Origin of the sequence: Shewanella sp. SP2S2-4 (assembly GCF_031932025.1) — a bacterium.
In the GTDB taxonomy this organism is placed as follows: Bacteria; Pseudomonadota; Gammaproteobacteria; order Enterobacterales; family Shewanellaceae; genus Shewanella; species Shewanella baltica.
In genome coordinates, this window is the sequence record NZ_JAUOER010000018.1 from 15,705 (window position 1) to 33,905 (window position 18,201).

The window sequence follows — 18,201 nt, forward strand, 5'->3', positions numbered from 1 at the left end:
ACTTTTAGAACACTTCCCCAAGCGAGCAGCCTTAAGGGATTTGTATTATGAGATCGGCTTTAAGGGATCTGTCTTAAAAATTCCAGCGCTTTATCTAGGTCGCGGGTGCGCGCCATCGGCGGCAGTGAGTTTAAAAAGGCTTGGCCATAGTAGCGATTCACGATGCGATTATCGCAAAGGATCAGCACACCGCGATCTTTTTCATCGCGAATAAGGCGGCCAACACCTTGTTTCAGCGCAATAATCGCCTGAGGTAAGGACACTTCAGTAAAAGGATCGAGTCCCTGACGACTCACATTATCGGCTCGGGCGCGATACAAGGGCTCATCGGGCGACACAAAAGGTAATTTGTCGATAATCACGCAGCTTAACAACTTGCCGCGCACATCCACCCCTTCCCAAAAACTACTGGTGCCGAGCAACACCGCATTGCCGAGTTGGCGAAACTTCGTCAGCAGACTCTGTTTACCCGCTTGACCTTGTACCAGCAGCGGATACTGAGTGCGAGTTCGCAGTGCCAGCGCCGCTTGTTCGAGCATTTTGTGGCTGGTAAAAAGAATAAAAGTCCGTCCCTGCGCCGCATCTATCGCCTGCACGCACACCTCCACCAGCTGTTTTAATGCTTGCTGTTGATTGGTCACGCTGCCAAGTTGTCTCGGCACACAAAATACCGCTTGGCGGGGATAATCAAAGGGACTATCGAGAATGCTTTGCTGCGCATCGACGATGCCCATTTCTCGAGCGAAATGGGCGAGACTACGGCTAACCTGCAAGGTTGCCGAGGTAAATATCCAGCTGGTTTCCGGCACAAATAACTGCTGGCACTCAAGGGCAATATTGATGGGTGAAATTCGCAGCACCACAAAACGACTACCAAATTCAATGCTGTAGGCCGCCAGATTATTATCGCAGTTAAAAAACACACTGAGCTTATTATTCAGCTCCGCCAACTTGATGGCGATATCATCTAACAATTCACTGCGGCCAATATGGGCCATTAATAAATTCTGCAACGCAGTTAATTCCGCTAATAAATCCCATGACGCCGCCGCGAGCGCTTTATTGCCCAGCACTAAACGCCAGTCGGATTCACCGCAGGAATATAACTGATTATGCCAGTCACTTAATTTAGCGAGGCAACGCTGACAAAATTGGGCGAGTTGCCCCGTATCACTGAGTTCGGTCTGATAAATAGCGAGTAGCTTTTGAATAAAATCATCGATAGTGCGACTCGAACATTGCTGGCCAAAATAGTTAACGCAAATATCGGGTAATAAATGCGCTTCATCGAAAATCACTACGTCGGGATCGGGCAGTAACTCGGCAAAACCCGTGTCTTTCAGTACGCTATCGGCGAAAAACAAATGGTGGTTAACCACAATGATTTTGGCATCCATGGCCCGGCTGCGTGCCTTGCGGGTAAAACAGGCATCATAAAAATCGCAGCGCTTACCAATACAGCTTTCTTTGGTACTAACCACGAGCGGTAGCGCCGAGGAATTCTCCGGCACTGAGGTTAAACCGCCAATATCGCCATCTTTACAGGTGCTCGCCCACTGATTGATTTTCAACAAATCATCCAACAAACGCGCATCAATATGTGTCGCCTCGCTCATTTGCTTCTCGAGTCGCCACTGGCACAGATAATTATTACGCCCCTTTAGCAACGCCAGCTTGGGCTCAATCCCCAACATGGCGACCAGCGCGGGTAAGTCTTTAAAAAACAACTGCTCTTGCAGGTTTTTACTGCCCGTACTGACGATAACTTGCTTGCCGCTCAATATCGCGGGGATCAAATATGCAAAGGTTTTACCCACCCCTGTGCCCGCCTCAATCACCACATTACTCTTAGACGCTATCGCCTCACTCACTTGCTGCGCCATCTGCATTTGGCTTGTGCGCGCACTAAACCCTTGAATGTGCTTAGACAATACTCCATCGGGCAAAAATGCGCGTTGCACTTCGCCCGCGAGTCGGCTCACCGCAGCAGCGCCTTTTGAGGCAGCAGGCTTAGCCACTATTTCTTTAGAGGAAGCATGCTTTGAGTTAGGTTGGCGGGAGCGAGTCAAAGGGAGAATCAATCCTTTATCAAGGTGTTAGGGAGCGTTATAAAACAATGTAGTAAGGCCACACTATAAGCTGCTGCGAGGCTGCTGAGCGAGTGCATCGTGATGATTTTTTAGCCACATGCACTGGTTAGTACCGCAAACCGCGGCCGTAAACGATAGCGTTAAGCTTAACGGCTCGAAGCATTATGCTGATTTGAGATAAGACTACAAGTTAGCAAGGATAATTTCGCGGGTTCTTTCCCTCGCGCCATACATGAGCCGCCATTTAAAGCTGTTCATTATGGGTCGTCAGTTTTGATACAAAGCTCCCAAAACAAGATACTTGAGTACGCGCAGCATTAATTGCCATTGTTTCCCCAGTGACTCGCCATAAACTCGTTGCTGAAGGCTCGACGGCGGCATATATGGATATATTCACGGCGTGTCACTGGAATGACTGTGCTTAATGATTACATACACATTGACTTCACGACTTTCTCAGTCATTGGAACAGATTACGCTGATACTAGTTCGGCACGACTTACCAACACATTTCGGCCCACTTTAAACATTCCGCCAACAAATAGACTCAATCGCTTTATTTAGCGATAACCACCTGCCTTTCCAAAAAAACGCATAAATATTCTCATTTAATTCAAAATTGCTGTTGCAAAGGCTCATAAAAGCGGTTAGTTTAAATCCACTTATACGGATAGACGTCCGTAACAACGCATTCAACGCTTTACTGTATTTTGAGCAGTTGAGTCAATAACGTTAAATACCGAGAGAGTAAAATGAGCCCACTACTGAACGCTATCCACCACCATCACCACCATATGCGGTAGCCTTCGGACGCTCACTGCCGGAGGACTATATCCTTCTGGCGGACTGATTCAAGATGATCATAAACCCCTGGAAGGAATTCCGGGGGTTTTTGCATTTAGGCGTTAATTTTGGTTTTAATTTTGATTTTAATTTAAATAAAAATTTTAGGTATTTTATAACTTATCAATACGTTAGCTAGAGCTCTTAGCTAGAGCCCATTGAACGGCAAGGCGTATTAAACCGATTAAACAACACATTTTGAATCTTTTAATTTTGATACTTTTGAGCGAGATAACACTATGACTGAATCGAACCGTTTACGCATCGCCATCCAAAAATCTGGCCGTCTTTCTACTGACTCTCAGCAACTGCTAAAAAGCTGTGGTGTTAAATTTTCCATTAATGAACAACGTCTTATCGCTCACGCCGACAATATGCCTATCGATTTACTGCGCGTTCGTGATGACGATATCCCAGGATTGGTGATGGACGGCGTGGTTGATATGGGGATTATCGGTGAAAACGTGCTCGAAGAAGAACAAATCGAGCGTCAAACCCTGAACAAGCCCGCAGATTGCCTCAAACTGCGTCAGTTAGATTTCGGCTCATGTCGCCTCTCGTTAGCCGTACCAACAGAATTCAGTTATGCCGATGCCTCCTCTTTAGAAGGATTACGCATCGCCACTTCTTACCCGAACCTGCTGCGCCGTTTTATGCAACAAAAAGGCATAACTTATCGCGACTGTATGTTAAAAGGCTCGGTTGAAGTCGCCCCACGTGCCGGCCTTGCCGACGGTATTTGTGATCTTGTGTCGACGGGCGCCACCTTAGAAGCCAACGGTTTATACGAAACCGAAGTAATTTACCGCTCTATGGCCTGCATCATTCAATCGACCCAAACCCAAACGCCGACTAAACAAGCACTCATCGACAAGATTCTTTCCCGCGTCAATGGCGTTATCCGCGCCCGTGAGAGCAAATACATCCTACTGCACGCGCCAACCGAAACCTTAGATCAAATCGTCGCCCTGCTGCCCGGCGCTGAAAACCCCACCGTATTGCCATTAAATGATGATACTAACCGCGTCGCTATCCACGCCGTCAGTACTGAAGATTTGTTCTGGGATACCATGGAACAGCTGACCGCACTCGGTGCCAGCTCGATTCTGGTCATGCCGATTGAAAAAATGATGGGGTAATGTATGGAAATCCTAACTTGGTCAACCTTATCAACCGCCGAGCAGAAAACGGCGCTGAAACGCTCGCCCTTAATCGGTGACAGTGGCTTAGAGCAAAGCGTTCGCGCCATTCTCGATGCGGTGGCGACGCGGGGTGATGCCGCCATTCAAGAATTTAATCAAAAATTTGATGGCTTCAATAGCGCTAAGATTGGTGAACTCCGTATGGGCGAAGCCGAAATAGCTGCGGCAAGCGCACGGGTATCGCCAGAGCTGAAAGCGGCGATATCCAAAGCCATGGCGAACATAGATGTGTTTCACAGCGCCCAGCAATTTCGCCCGATTGATATGGAAACCGAGGCGGGAGTACGCTGCGAGCTACGTAGCGAACCGATTGAAAAAGTGGGTTTATATATCCCCGGTGGCAGCGCACCATTAATTTCTACCGTGATGATGCTTGCCCTGCCCGCCAAGATCGCAGGCTGCGAACAAAGAGTATTGGTCAGCCCACCGCCGATCAACGATGCCATTATCTATGCGGCTAACGCCTGTGGGATCACTGAAATTTATCAAGTGGGCGGCGCGCAGGCCATTGCGGCACTGGCCTTCGGCACGGAAACGATTCCCGCAGTTGATAAGATTTTTGGCCCAGGTAATCGCTATGTCACTGAGGCTAAACGCTTAGTGTCACAGGATGGTCGCTGCACTGTGTGTATCGATATGCCCGCTGGCCCTTCTGAGGTGTTAGTGATTGCCGATAGCGACGCCAATTGCGAATTTATCGCCGCCGATTTGCTTTCACAAGCGGAGCACGGCCCTGATTCACAAGTGATTTTAGTGACGGATTCGCAAGCTATCGCCGATGGTGTGAATGATGCGCTGACGAGACAACTCGCCGTCCTGCCGCGTTGTGATATCGCGGCAACGGCGCTACTGAGCAGTCGTACTTTGGTTGTGGACAATATGCTGCAAGCCGCGCAGGTTTCCAATCAATATGGGCCTGAGCACTTGATCATTCAAACGCGCTTTCCCCGTGAGGTGCTGAAAAACATTCGCGCCGCTGGCTCAGTGTTTTTAGGCCCCTATACACCTGAATCTGTTGGCGATTATGCCAGTGGCACCAACCACGTGCTGCCGACTTACGGTTACAGCCGCGCCGTGTCGAGCCTGTCATTAGCCGATTTTAGCCGCCGCTTTACCGTGCAGGAACTCAGTGCTAAGGGCTTAATCGGATTGGGGCAAGCGGTCATGACGTTAGCCAGTAACGAATTGCTCGATGCGCACAAAAATGCCGTAGCCATTCGTCTAGCTAGCCTAGAGAAATGATCCGCTTAATCTTAAGTGATTGAAAATAGAGCTGAGTGAAGAAAATGAGCCAAGTGAGCAGCATGGAAAAAACAGCAGAACCCGCAGCATTAGCATCGACGTTAGCACCATCAACGTTAGCGCAATCGGCGTCGCTAAATTTAGCCGAGCGCCTAGCGCGCCCTGAATTACTGGATTTAACGCCCTATCAGAGTGCTCGCAGACTGGGCGGTCGTGGTGATATTTGGATCAATGCCAACGAATCGCCGTTTAATAATGTCGATACGGCTGCGCTCGATTTATCGAAATTGAATCGTTACCCAGAATGCCAACCGCCGCAGCTTATCAATGCCTACAGCGAATACAGCGGCGTAAGCGCCAGCAAGATAGTCGCCAGCCGCGGCGCCGATGAAGCGATAGAACTGTTAATTCGCGCCTTTTGTATTCCAGGCGTCGACAGCATTGCCTGCTTTGGCCCGACGTACGGCATGTATGCCATCAGTGCGAACACCTTTAATGTGGGCGTTAAAGCGTTAAATCTCAGCGCGGAATATGGCTTGCCGACAAGCTATGCCGAGGACGTTCGCGGCGCAAAACTGGTGTTTATCTGCAATCCCAATAATCCGACCGGGACTGTGATCGACAAAGCCATTATCGAGCAAGCAATCAAAGCCCTGCCCGACGCGCTTGTGGTGATCGATGAGGCCTATATTGAGTTTTGCCCTGAATACAGTGTGGCGGATTTACTGGAAAGCTATCCGAATCTGGTGGTACTGCGCACCCTGTCAAAAGCTTTTGCACTCGCCGGCGCACGTTGTGGTTTTATGCTAGCAAACGAGGCCGTAGTCGAAATTATTATGCGCGTGATTGCGCCCTATCCTGTGCCGCTGCCAGTGAGTGAAGTCGCCACCCAAGCGCTATCAAGCGTAGGCGTTGCGCGGATGAAAGTGCAAGTTGCACAATTAAATGAGCAAGGCGCCAGACTCACAGCGGCTATCAGCGCTTATTGTTCAAAATCGAATAGTTCAGATTCTCGCGCCCGCGTGCTTAAGCCTAACGGCAATTATGTACTGGCTGAATTTGATGATGTCGCCAAGGTTGCAGCGTTACTGCAAGGCAGCGGTGTTGTCGCCCGCGCCTACAAAGATCCAAGGCTTGCCAAGGCTATCCGCTTTAGCTTTAGTTCAAAGGCGGATACCGATGTGTTAGTGAATTTATTTGAATCGCAACGCACTGAGCAATCACCAGAAACGAATAATAAGTAACTGAACATAAAACTAATAAAAAGCAAATGCCGCGCTGAAGGTAAAATCAGCTTAAGCATTAGCTAAACGAATTGAATTTGAAGGTAGAGCCATGAACCCACAATTTATCCCGAACGTTGCACAAAAAATTCTGTTTATCGACCGCGATGGCACCTTGATTGAAGAGCCCGTCACCGACAAACAGGTCGATAGTCTGGCTAAATTAGTGTTCGAGCCACAGGTGATCCCAGCTTTGCTACGTCTGCAAAAGGCAGGATTTCGTTTGGTCATGGTCAGCAATCAAGACGGCCTTGGCACACCGTCTTTCCCGCAGGAAGATTTCGACGCGCCCCACAATATGATGATGCAAATCCTCAAAAGCCAAGGGGTGAACTTCGAAGATGTGGTGATTTGCCCGCACTTTAACGATGAAAATTGCAGCTGCCGTAAACCTAAGCTTGGGCTAGTAAAAGACTATCTCACCCAAGGCTGTATCGATTTCACCCAATCAGCTGTGATTGGCGATCGCGAAACCGATGTAGAGTTGGGCAATGCCATGGGCATTAAAAGCCTGAAATATCAACGCGACACTTTAGGTTGGAACGCCATCGCCGATGCGCTGCTCAATAAAGGCCGCACCGCAACGGTCGTGCGTACCACCAAAGAAACCGATATTCGTGTGACTGTGGATCTCGACAGTTCAGTCAAAGGTAAAATTGACACTGGCATTGGCTTTTTCGACCATATGCTCGATCAAATTGCCACCCACGGTAATTTTAGAATGGATGTGAAAGTCGATGGCGATTTAGAAATCGACGATCACCACAGCGTCGAAGACACTGCGCTAGCCATAGGTGATGCCCTGCGCCAAGCGCTCGGTGACAAACGCGGCATTGCCCGTTTCGGCTTTAGCCTGCCGATGGACGAAGCCAAGGGCGAATGCCTGCTGGATATCTCTGGCCGTCCTTTTATCAAATTCTCGGCCGATTTTGAGCGTGAGCACGTAGGCGAAATGGCCACTGAAATGGTGCCACACTTCTTCCGCTCCTTCGCCGATGGCCTGCGCTGTACGCTGCATGTGTCGACCGAAGGTGATAACGATCACCACAAGGTTGAAGCCCTGTTTAAAGTGCTCGGCCGCGCGCTACGCCAAGCAGTTAAAGTCGAAGGCGATATTCTGCCATCGAGCAAAGGCGTGCTTTAAGGCATCAGCATAAATCGTTTAAGAGGTTAGGATGCAACAAGACACTCTATTAACAGCTGGTCAGCAATTAACAGCAAATGAATCATCAGATGCTGAAACCGTCATCATAGACACGGGCTGCGCCAATTTAAGTTCAGTACGTTTCGCCTTCGAGCGTTTAGGCGCTAAGGTATTGGTCACTGACGATAAAGCTAAAATCAAAGCGGCAAAACGTGTGGTGCTGCCGGGTGTAGGCACAGCGGGTGTCGCCATGGCGTCCTTACATGAAAAAGGCTTGGTCGAACTCATTCAAGGCCTGACTCAACCGGTACTAGGCGTGTGCCTTGGCATGCAAATGTTAGCGGCGATTTCTAAGGAGCGCGGCGGCAAAGGTCAAGATTGTGAGTGCTTAGGCATAATCCCAACCGACATTTGTGAGCTGGATACGCAGTTACTCAAAGCTGAAAGCTTACCTTTGCCACACATGGGTTGGAACCAACTTAAGCTAACAACAAACTCACAAGGCGCCAACAGCCCTAACGTTCACCCGCTGTTTGCGGGTATTGAAGATGGCAGCTATGTGTATTTCGTCCACAGTTACCGCGCGCCGTTGAGCGAATTCACCTTAGCCGAATGTACTTATGGCGAAGGCTTTAGCGCCGCCATCGGCAAAGGCAACTTTATGGGCGTGCAGTTCCACCCCGAAAAAAGTGCCGCCGTGGGCGCGCAAATTCTGCGTAACTTTTTACAGATGGACGAGTTACAGATGAACAAAGCTCTGATGAACGAAGCGCTGCAAGGCCAAGCGGGTGTAAAGAAGGCTGACCAATGAATAAATTACTTATTAAAAAAACAGTTACTAATGAATCATTTATAAACAAATCAATCAAGGATGTGAACCTATGATTATTCCTGCGATTGATTTAATTGATGGCAATGTTGTCCGCCTTTATCAAGGTGATTACGGCCAGCAGACCACCTTTGATTTAAGTCCTTTGGCGCAGCTGCAATCCTATGAGGCACAAGGCGCGAAGTGGTTACATATTGTTGATTTAACAGGTGCGAAAGATCCCGCTAAACGCCAAACTCTCCTTATCAGTCAACTCGTGGCGGGACTAAACGCTAATATTCAAGTTGGCGGTGGGATTCGCACGGAAGAACAAGTCACTGAATTATTAGCTATCGGCGTAAAACGCGTGGTGATTGGCTCACTGGCGGTGAAAGAACCTGAGTTAGTCAAACAATGGTTTATCAAATACGGCAGCGAAGCGATTTGCCTCGCACTCGATGTCAATATCAACCAAAGCGGCGAGAAAATTGTCGCCGTATCCGGTTGGCAAAGTGGCGGCGGTAAGAGTTTAGAATCCCTCGTAGAAACCTTTAGCGCGGTCGGCTTAAAGCATGCGCTAGTAACTGATATTAGCCGTGACGGCACCTTAACGGGCGCGAATACCGCGCTTTATCAAGAAATTGCCGCGAGTTATCCCGATATCGCTTGGCAAGCCTCCGGCGGTATTGCAACCCTTGAGGATGTTGCCGCCGTGCGTGATAGCGGCGCGGCGGGCATCATTATAGGCAAAGCCTTGCTTATCAATCAGTTTAACGTGGTGGAGGCAATCCAATGCTGGCCAAACGACTAGTCCCCTGTTTAGATGTCAAAGACGGTAAAGTAGTGAAAGGCGTACAGTTTCGTAACCACGAAATTGTCGGTGATATCGTGCCCTTAGCCGCGCGTTATGCCGAAGAAGGCGCCGATGAGCTGGTGTTTTATGACATTACCGCCAGCGCCCACGAACGTGTGGTCGATAAATCTTGGGTGAGCCGCGTGGCCGAGCAGATTGATATTCCCTTCTGCGTGGCAGGTGGCATTAAAACAATTAGCCAAGCCCGAGAATTATTAGCCTTTGGGGCGGATAAGATTTCAATTAACTCGCCCGCCTTAACCGATCCGAGTTTGATCTCACGCCTGCAGGACGAGTTCGGCCGCCAGTGTATCGTGATTGGCATCGACTCCTTTTTCGATGCCACCAGCAACAGCTATAAGGTAAAGCAATTTACTGGCGATGAAGCGGCGACTAAGGATACGCAGTGGTTTACCCAAGACTGGGTTGAAGAAGTGCAAAAACGAGGTTGTGGTGAAATCGTGCTGAATGTAATGAACCAAGACGGCGTGCGCGGCGGCTACGATATCAAGCAGTTAAGTCTTGTTCGCGCCATCTGCGATGTGCCTTTAATTGCCTCGGGCGGCGCTGGGACTATGGCGCATTTTCGCGATGTGTTTATTGAAGCCAAGGTCGATGCGGCGCTGGCAGCGAGCGTATTCCACAAGGCGATTATCAACATTGGTGAGTTAAAAGCCTATTTAGCGGCCGAAGGCATTGCGATTAGGCGCTAGCTATTGCAATTAGCCGCTCGCGGTTAATCGTGAATAGCGAGCTAATGGCGCCTACAGCTACAGTAAGAGCATGAGTAAGAGCTAGCAACCACAATACGTCGCTAAAAAGCATCAACAAATTAAGAGTGAACACTATGTCAACGCAAACACACACTAAATCGGATTTTAGCGAGCTGGATTGGGACAAACAGGATGGACTTATTCCTGCCGTGATCCAAAATCACTTATCGGGCAAGGTATTAATGCTCGGTTATATGGATAAAGCCGCGCTGGAAAAAACCTTAAGCACAGGTGATGTGACCTTTTTCAGCCGCTCAAAACAGCGTTTGTGGACTAAGGGGGAAACCTCAGGCAATACGCTAAAATTGGTGGCTATCGATAAAGACTGCGATAACGACAGCCTGTTAGTGCAAGTGATCCCCAACGGCCCAACCTGCCACAAAGGCACCGAAAGTTGCTGGTTAGATGACAATGCACACCCATTTTTGAACAATCTCGCCAGCTTAATCACCTCACGTAAAGGGCAAAGTGCCGATTCAAGCTATACAGCGTCTTTATTTGCGCGCGGCACTAAACGTATAGCCCAAAAGGTCGGGGAAGAAGGCCTTGAAACCGCCCTTGCCGCTGCGACCCACGATAAAGAAGAACTGGTTAACGAAGCCTCAGATCTTATCTATCACTTGTTGGTATTGCTTGAAGATCAAGATTTAAGCCTCAGTGACATCACAGCAAACTTGCTGGCAAGACATCAAAAGGCACTGCAGAGCAAAGCATAAACGGCTCACAGGCTCTGATATCACGCTGGTCGCTTACATCTAGAAATGCCGCACACTTAAGCCAAGTCTGCGGCATTTGTTATCTTGCCATAAATCTAGGTAACTCCTCTTTCCTTCCCCTCGTTGACCATAAACTCAGTGTGAGTTAGGCATGTCTTCCAGCTTAGCCATATGACAAAAAACAAACAAAATACTGCCGTAATGGTTGACAAGTACACCTCAACTCCCTATGGTAGCCTCCGTTGCCGTTAGGTTATTAAGGCAAGGCATGGAAAACACTTATCCGTTTTTACTCAACACACGCTAAGGCAAGTTTTATGTGTTTCACACCCTTTTATTATCCCTATCTGTAGCCGCAATGGCATAGATAGGCTCCCTCGCCTGACCTTCCATTGTGGCCATATCCTTTCGGATCCGCTGAGCGCCACTGTCTCATTTGCTTAAATCATTTTGTGCTTGAAGCGCATCAAAATCCTTTAAGACAGTTGCTTTAGGATCAAATCTTTAGCTCATTTTCTTGCAACACGCTTTTGAGATCATGTTATGACACAGAATAAAATTTTCGGCAGTTTGCTGCTTATCGCAGGCACCACAATCGGCGCGGGTATGCTGGCTTTGCCTATCGCTTCGGCGGGACTTGGTTTTGGTACGTCCTCCGCCATCATGTTGATCCTATGGGCGCTAATGGCCTACACGGCACTGCTAATGGTGGAAATCCATCAATTCGCCCCCAGCGATGCCAGCCTTAATCACTTGGCGCAACGCTTATTGGGCCGTAAAGGCCAGTTGATCGCCAATAGCGCCTTGATGTTTTTACTGTACGCCCTTTGCGCCGCCTACATTGCCGGTGGCGGTGAGCAAGTGAACCAAAAGCTGAGCACTTGGCTAGGGCTAAGTTTGCCACCACAGGCGGGCGCGATCCTGTTTACCCTGCTGATTGGGGCGATTGTGGGCATGGGAACCCACTGTGTGGACCTTATCAATCGCGGTTTATTTGCCCTTAAGCTATTGGCATTATTGCTTATGTTGGCCTTGTTACTGCCGCAGGTAGAAAGCCCACATTTACTCGAACTCCCACTTAACCAAGGTTTAATTATCACGGCTATTCCGGTGATTTTTACCTCCTTTGGTTTCCACGGTTCGATTCCATCAGTGGTGCGCTACTTAGGCGTTGAGGTCAAATCCCTGCGCAGGATCATGCTGCTCGGCTCGGCCTTACCTCTGGTCATTTATCTTTTGTGGCAAGTAGGTAGCCAAGGCGTATTGAGCCAAAGCCAATTGCTCGAAAACCAAAGTTTATCGAGCTTTATCAATCAACTGGCAAGCGTACTACACAGCGAATACTTAAGCAGTGCGATCAGTTTGTTTGCCGATCTCGCCCTTGCGACTTCGTTTTTAGGGGTGAGTTTAGGCTTGTTTGATTTTATGGCCTCAACCTTAAGACGTGAGGATAATTTTTCTGGTCGTAGTTTGACCGCTGCCATCACCTTTTTACCGCCCTTAGGTTTTGCCCTCTTCTACCCACAAGGTTTTATCACAGCCTTGGGTTACGCAGCGATTGCGCTGGTGATCCTCGCTATCTTTCTACCTGTGGCCATGGTGTGGACACAGCGCCAGGAGCGAGATGCGGCCAATATGCCGACGGGATATCGGGTCGCGGGCGGCAAGTTTGCCTTAATGCTCGCCACACTTTGCGGTATCGTGGTTATCGCCGCGCAGATGTTTAGCTAGCTCTAATTCACTAGCCCTATTCACTAGCCCTATTCGCTAGCTCGAATAACAGATTAGGTACAAGAGCCTGTAAAGCTTCAACTATTGACAGCGGGCTCTTGTCTATTCGATGATCCTTTCACATTAGTCAGCTAAGCCCTTGAGTGTTAAACTGCCTCTGATGCTCGTGCACGCTGCGACAGCGGCTAAGAAGACGGCTCCTAGAGTCAGTGACTAAAAAAGTACCTCAGCAAGATACCGATGCAAAGCAGGCGTGATTGTATTTGTTCAATGCTAAGGCACGAGTTTGATCAGGGCTCAGTGAAGAAGGAAAGAAATCGAACCCAATGCCAATCCACAACAAACCAAGCCGTAGCAGTGCTTCTGATAGCAAGGCACCTCAACACGAGGCAACGGAGACATCCGCTGGCCCTCACAGAGGTGCTGCAGGTTCTGGGACGGATACTCATGTTGCAACACAAAGCCGCCGTAAATTCCCCCTGAAAAAGACTTTATTGGCGACCAGCTTAACGGGCATCTTGGCGGGGGTGGCGTTAACTGTTTGGATTGTGAATACCCAGGCTGAAAAACTGATCATGCAGGCGGCAAACTTTGCCCTCGTAGGCATGGACAGCGAACTGATTGACATTGAATTAGGGGAAAGTCAGTTAGAACATTGGCGCATTACTTCTGCCAATCTTAGGGTGCATGACAGCCATATCACGCTTAATGATGTGAGTATCCAGCTAAAACTTGACTGGCCGCAGAGCTTTGCCGAGCTGAAACAGTTCAGCCAAATCGCTTACCTCACTCAAAAAATCACCCAAATCTCCACAGGTGATATTGAAGTCGAGTTAGGGCAATCGCTATTTTTACCCAATCGAAATGCCATCGATGAACAAGGCCCCGCCTTGGCCTTAGATATCAAATCATTACCCCTCATCGATATCGGCAAAACCAGCCTTATTCTCAAAGCTCGCCATCTCGACACCCAAAATGATTTACCCGCCTATCGTTTGGTGATGGACAAGTTGAGCCTTAACGGCGCGGGGCAAATCAACAGCGAGTTTAGCCACGAAGGTGAAAGCATCGCCAAACTCAAAGCCACACTCACAGCCCAACAGTGGCAACTGGCAAGTCAAATTGCACTCGCGCCGCTGCTTACAAGCTTGCATCAAATCAGCCTGAGGCAAGCGCAAGACAGTGTGCTGAGCCCGTTAACTAAGCTTGATAAAGAGTGGCAAGCGTTAGCGATTGATCTACAAGGTCAATTAGTGTCCGACAGCCGTATTACATTAACTTCGGGCGAGCTTATCAGCCAGCACCAGTTAATTGATCCTAAGCTGACCTTTAATCAGTTGGCGGCGCTAGAACTTGCGCCAAAACCCGAGTTGGTATCAAAACCTAAGTTAGCATTTAATATTGCTGGGCATTTAGCCGAACTTGACCTAAGCCTTGAGCCCTTTACCTTAGCCTTGACGCCAAATGCAGCCCAGCAACAGCGATTGATGCAGCTGCTCAATGAGACGCTGGCTAAGCCTTTAACTCAGCCTTTGTCTCAGCCTCCATCCAACTCGGCAGCCAAGTCCGCTTCGGAGCAAGTGCCGGAACAAGTTGCAAGTCAAACAGCAGGTCAAATCGCTAAGCTGCTGTCAGGGCTCAAAAGCACAGATGCACCAGTGGGGATCGCGCTGACATTAAGTGAAGCCCTGCATTATCCGCTGACTCAAATCCAGCAAGATGCACAGAGTCAACCGCTTAAGAATGAGCCGCTTGATAATAAGCCGCTTAGCTTCAAGCTTCCCCTAATTCAACTAAAAACCTTAGGCAGTAAACTCGATACCCAAATCGATTTGGCCAATGTTGAACTGGTCAAGTCCGCCGAAACGCTGTCATTCAAAACAGATTGGCGCCTTAACGCTAAACAAACGAGCTCACTGCAATTATCTGAATTGTGGGCGAATATGCCCCAAGATCTCAGCTGGAATAGCAGCCAGTTAACCACTGCGGGCAGATTGAGCTTTAATCGGACACTAAGCTCAACCGACTGGCAATTCATTACCACGCCTATCGGTGCTGCGACCCAAACACAGCAAAATGCCGGCGACACGCTGCAGTTCACTGTGGGCGAGCTTAAACAGCTCAGCGCTCAAGATAACAATGCGGCTAAACATGCCGATGTGAGCCTTGGCAGTGTCACAATAAACGCCCTTGCACCGCTTACCGTAAGCTCGCAGCGCAACTCAAATACCAGCTCAGCACAAACTTCAGTGCCCGCGTCCGATACTGCAAACCAATTAACACTGGCCTTACCGCCTTTGAACTTGGCACTGGAGCAGCTGCATTTTTCGCAAACCACACAGACGGTTGTTAGTGAAACGGCTGCTGTTGAAACGAAAGTGACAGAAGCTAGCGCTGACAAAAGCACAAACACGAGCATCACAACTAAAACCGACATGAGCGCGGGCAGTTTCTCGATTGCATTACAAAAAGCCATGTCATTTGAGTTTAAGCCCGAGGTCGAAGCCCCACTCGACTCGCTGCTCACAGCCACTTGGCAGAATCAGCTTGAATGGCAAGCCAATCAGCTCAATATCGAAAAGCAGCTCAGCAGCAAAGGTCGCAGCCGCAAAGAAACCGTACTCAAGCTGGACAAGTTAACGCTGGCACAAAGCTTAAATTGGAAAAATAACATGCTCTTTGGTGATGAGCACTGGCAAGTGGGCACTGTTGAGCTGCAAAGCCAACACAAGCTGAACCTTGCCACTGCGAGCAAACCTTTAGTGCTGACGGGGCAATGGGTTGTCGACACTAGCATGACCGAGGCGCTGTCCTTGCTCAATCAAACCCAGCCCTTGCCTGCTGAGCTTAATGTCACGGGTCATAACCAATTACAGGCACAGTTTAATTTAACCCAACAGCGCGATCAGACCCAATTTGCCATGCAAATTACCCAGTCGATGACCGAACTAGAAGGTTTTTATAAGGACACCACCTTTGAGGGGGGGAAACTGCAGGCGCAATGTGAGTTTACTTGGGGCCAATCTCATAAAAAACAGCAGGATAAAGGCTATTTTAGCAGTCTCAGTAGGCTCAATTGTCCGCAGACACTGATGACCTTTAACCTGTTTGATCCTGGCTTTCCGCTGACCGATATCGAAGTGGAAGCCGATATCGCCCTTGGTAAAGATGCCGAGAAGCTGCCCGACAATTGGATACAACAACTCACAGGCTTAAGTGACACCGATGTTTCCATGACCGCCAAAGGTAAAGTGCTCAGCGGCCAGTTCCTGCTACCAGAATTTAATCTTAAGTTACAGGATAAATCCCATGCGTATCTGCTGCTGCAGGCCATGAGTCTGGAAGAGGTTCTGCGCATTCAACCGCAAATTGGCGTCTATGCCGATGGCATATTCGATGGCGTATTACCCGTAGACTTAATCAACGGCAAAGTCTCGATCACAGGCGGTCAATTAGCCGCCCGTGCCCCCGGTGGCTTAATCGCCATTTCGGGTAATCCCGCGGTTGAACAAATGCGCCAATCCCAGCCATACCTAGATTTTGTCTTTTCGACGCTAGAACACTTACAATACAGTCAATTATCGAGCAGCTTTGACATGGACCAAGCCGGTGATGCTAAGCTACTCGTCGAAGTGAAAGGCCGCAGCCAAGGGGTTGAACGTCCTATTCACTTGAATTACTCTCATGAAGAGAACATGCTGCAATTATTTAGAAGTCTGCAAATTGGTAATGACTTGCAGGACAGAATCGAAAAATCAGTGAAGTAACAAGGAAACCTCAGTGAAGATAATTCAATTACAGCAAGTTAGCCTAGGTGCCCGCAGCGCGCTTGTCGCATTGTTCGCACTCGCCGCATTGCAGGGCTGTGCGCCCACAGTAAAAATAGAACCGCCGGATAAACCTATCGTTATCAATCTCAATGTGAAAATTGAACATGAGATACGGATCAAAGTGGATAAGGAATTAGATCAACTCCTGTCAGACGATAAGCTGTTCTAATTTATTAAGAATTGAGGAATCACCATGAAATCAATCCGACTAAAAACAAAGTTATTATTGCTATTAACCCTCAGCGTCTTAAGCCTCAGTGCTTTTGCCATGTCACTTCAAGACGCTAAATCACAGGGCTATTTAGGCGAACAAGCCAACGGCTACTTAGGATTAGTGCAAGCCAATCCCGAAGCCAAAGCCGTGATGGACGACGTAAATAACAAACGTCGCGCCCACTACGAAACCATCGCCAAGAAGAACAAACTCTCCCCCGCCGACGTCGCTAAACTCGCCGGCGAAAAAGCCATAGCCGCCACAGATAAAGGCAACTATGTGCAAGATGCCAAAGGCAAATGGATTAAAAAGTAGTCTGCTTTCTAAGGCTCTAGCACGTAAAAGTAAAGCGAATAGAAATAAACAAAAACGCCTGCAATAGCAGGCGTTTTTGTTGCATCTGTCATCATGTGGTGCCACATAAACCTAGATACTCTTCAACACTTGAGATAAAGTTGCAGTTAAGCGTGGCGCATCATTATTTACATACTTAAAAAAAACCGATTACAGTAAACACTAAACCAATTAATGCTAGTATTGCCATTAAAAATTGATGCTTACTAAAAAATGCGTTTGCCTTATCAATAAAGTTGGTATCTGTTACTATTACTGGCGGGGCCAAAGCTAACTCTGTCAATATAAATCCCTTACGAGCCTCATTAAAATCAATGAGCCTTCTATGCTCAAGTTCTTTTGCGACGTCCATAATTTTATTATCCGTAACATATCCATGACGCTGCACAATACCTGGAATTTTTTCCCAAAAGTCTACTGCAGCAGCATGGTAAACCCGAGACTTGAGGGTAGATAAATTATTACCATAAATAGTCCTATAATCTTGAAGCATCAAATCCAAGACACCGATAATCAAGGTTTCATCTAATACGGTTGAAACTGGAGGAGTTGATAAAGCTTTCTTTATGTCACAGTGAATAGTTCTACAATCAAGACCAAATATAGATTCTAACTGATGTGAGGGATTAACATTTTCAAACTCATTCAAATCTAGACTCAATTCTTTGCCGGTATGTAAATCATGAATCATCACCGATGATTGCTGTTCATTAATTTTGACATTGTAATGACTAGAGAACGACTCAATTTGAAATTCCAAAGATTAACCTCTTAAATATTTCATTCTGTTAAATTTTAGTAGCGAAAATCCAACCACCCATTGTAAAACAAGAACATAATGCACTTTTGGCTTGGATTCAAGTAACGGCGAGTCAGCGTAAGTAACTTAGGCACTAAAATACTACAAAGCTAGAAAAATTTAGTGATCCATCAATTGTTCAATGTTGGCACTTGCCTTTTGAATCAACAGACTACGCAAATGCTGAAAGGTGCGCCATGGTGATTAGCGAGACGACCGTCCGCCCCATGGACGGGGCGGTCGAGCATCCAAGGATGGACTCGCTGCGAGTCGACGAGTCAAAACCATGGCAAACCAGACTGCGTAGTGAGTTTGATAC

14 protein-coding genes are annotated in these 18,201 nt (G+C 48.1%); 12 read left to right on the forward strand and 2 right to left on the reverse strand.

Annotation, left to right across the window (positions count from 1 at the left end):
• Nucleotides 1-59: 59 nt before the first annotated feature.
• Nucleotides 60-2,069: an ATP-dependent DNA helicase gene (locus Q4Q54_RS14575; RefSeq protein ID WP_311988795.1), complete on the reverse strand. Its 2,010-nt coding sequence runs from the start codon at nt 2,067-2,069 to the stop codon at nt 60-62.
• A gap of 1,103 nt (nt 2,070-3,172) precedes the next feature.
• On the opposite strand from Q4Q54_RS14575, the gene hisG reads away from it, so the two are divergent.
• The 12 genes from hisG to Q4Q54_RS14635 all read left to right on the forward strand — a co-directional run bounded on the left by hisG (nt 3,173) and on the right by Q4Q54_RS14635 (nt 17,044).
• Nucleotides 3,173-4,072, forward strand: a complete 900-nt coding sequence (gene hisG, locus Q4Q54_RS14580) for an ATP phosphoribosyltransferase (protein WP_006086295.1) — start codon at nt 3,173-3,175, stop codon at nt 4,070-4,072.
• Between the two features lie 3 nt (nt 4,073-4,075).
• Entirely contained in the window at nt 4,076-5,377 is a 1,302-nt protein-coding gene (hisD, locus tag Q4Q54_RS14585; RefSeq protein ID WP_311988796.1) for a histidinol dehydrogenase, read from the forward strand.
• 44 nt (nt 5,378-5,421) lie between these two features.
• The gene (hisC, locus tag Q4Q54_RS14590; protein ID WP_311988797.1) at nt 5,422-6,621 is read left to right on the forward strand and encodes a histidinol-phosphate transaminase; all 1,200 of its coding nucleotides are present in this window, start codon (nt 5,422-5,424) and stop codon (nt 6,619-6,621) included.
• A gap of 91 nt (nt 6,622-6,712) precedes the next feature.
• Nucleotides 6,713-7,804 carry a bifunctional histidinol-phosphatase/imidazoleglycerol-phosphate dehydratase HisB gene (gene hisB, locus Q4Q54_RS14595; RefSeq protein WP_226058467.1) on the forward strand — a complete coding sequence of 364 codons (1,092 nt, stop codon included), beginning with the start codon at nt 6,713-6,715 and terminating at the stop codon, nt 7,802-7,804.
• A gap of 31 nt (nt 7,805-7,835) precedes the next feature.
• Nucleotides 7,836-8,615, forward strand: a complete 780-nt coding sequence (gene hisH / locus Q4Q54_RS14600) for an imidazole glycerol phosphate synthase subunit HisH (protein WP_311988798.1) — start codon at nt 7,836-7,838, stop codon at nt 8,613-8,615.
• Between the two features lie 70 nt (nt 8,616-8,685).
• Entirely contained in the window at nt 8,686-9,423 is a 738-nt protein-coding gene (gene hisA, locus Q4Q54_RS14605) for a 1-(5-phosphoribosyl)-5-[(5-phosphoribosylamino)methylideneamino]imidazole-4-carboxamide isomerase (protein ID WP_259212399.1), read from the forward strand.
• Entirely contained in the window at nt 9,405-10,178 is a 774-nt protein-coding gene (gene hisF, locus Q4Q54_RS14610; protein WP_006081894.1) for an imidazole glycerol phosphate synthase subunit HisF, read from the forward strand. Before hisA ends, hisF begins: the two co-directional genes overlap by 19 nt.
• Before the next feature lie 134 nt (nt 10,179-10,312).
• The gene (gene hisIE, locus Q4Q54_RS14615; RefSeq protein ID WP_311988800.1) at nt 10,313-10,954 is read left to right on the forward strand and encodes a bifunctional phosphoribosyl-AMP cyclohydrolase/phosphoribosyl-ATP diphosphatase HisIE; all 642 of its coding nucleotides are present in this window, start codon (nt 10,313-10,315) and stop codon (nt 10,952-10,954) included.
• Nucleotides 10,955-11,497: 543 nt separating this feature from the next.
• Nucleotides 11,498-12,685, forward strand: a complete 1,188-nt coding sequence (locus Q4Q54_RS14620; RefSeq protein WP_311988801.1) for an aromatic amino acid transport family protein — start codon at nt 11,498-11,500, stop codon at nt 12,683-12,685.
• Between the two features lie 326 nt (nt 12,686-13,011).
• Nucleotides 13,012-16,452: a YdbH domain-containing protein gene (locus tag Q4Q54_RS14625; protein WP_311988802.1), complete on the forward strand. Its 3,441-nt coding sequence runs from the start codon at nt 13,012-13,014 to the stop codon at nt 16,450-16,452.
• A 13-nt stretch (nt 16,453-16,465) separates the two neighbouring features.
• Entirely contained in the window at nt 16,466-16,684 is a 219-nt protein-coding gene (locus tag Q4Q54_RS14630; RefSeq protein ID WP_006081898.1) for a YnbE family lipoprotein, read from the forward strand.
• 24 nt (nt 16,685-16,708) lie between these two features.
• Nucleotides 16,709-17,044 (forward strand): YdbL family protein, encoded by a 336-nt coding sequence (locus Q4Q54_RS14635; protein ID WP_006081899.1) that lies wholly within the window; start codon nt 16,709-16,711, stop codon nt 17,042-17,044.
• 175 nt (nt 17,045-17,219) lie between these two features.
• Here the strand turns inward: Q4Q54_RS14635 and Q4Q54_RS14640 are convergent, their stop codons facing one another.
• On the reverse strand, nt 17,220-17,843 hold the full coding sequence (locus Q4Q54_RS14640; RefSeq protein WP_259522649.1) for a hypothetical protein: 624 nt from the start codon (nt 17,841-17,843) through the stop codon (nt 17,220-17,222).
• Between the last annotated feature and the right edge of the window lie 358 nt (nt 17,844-18,201).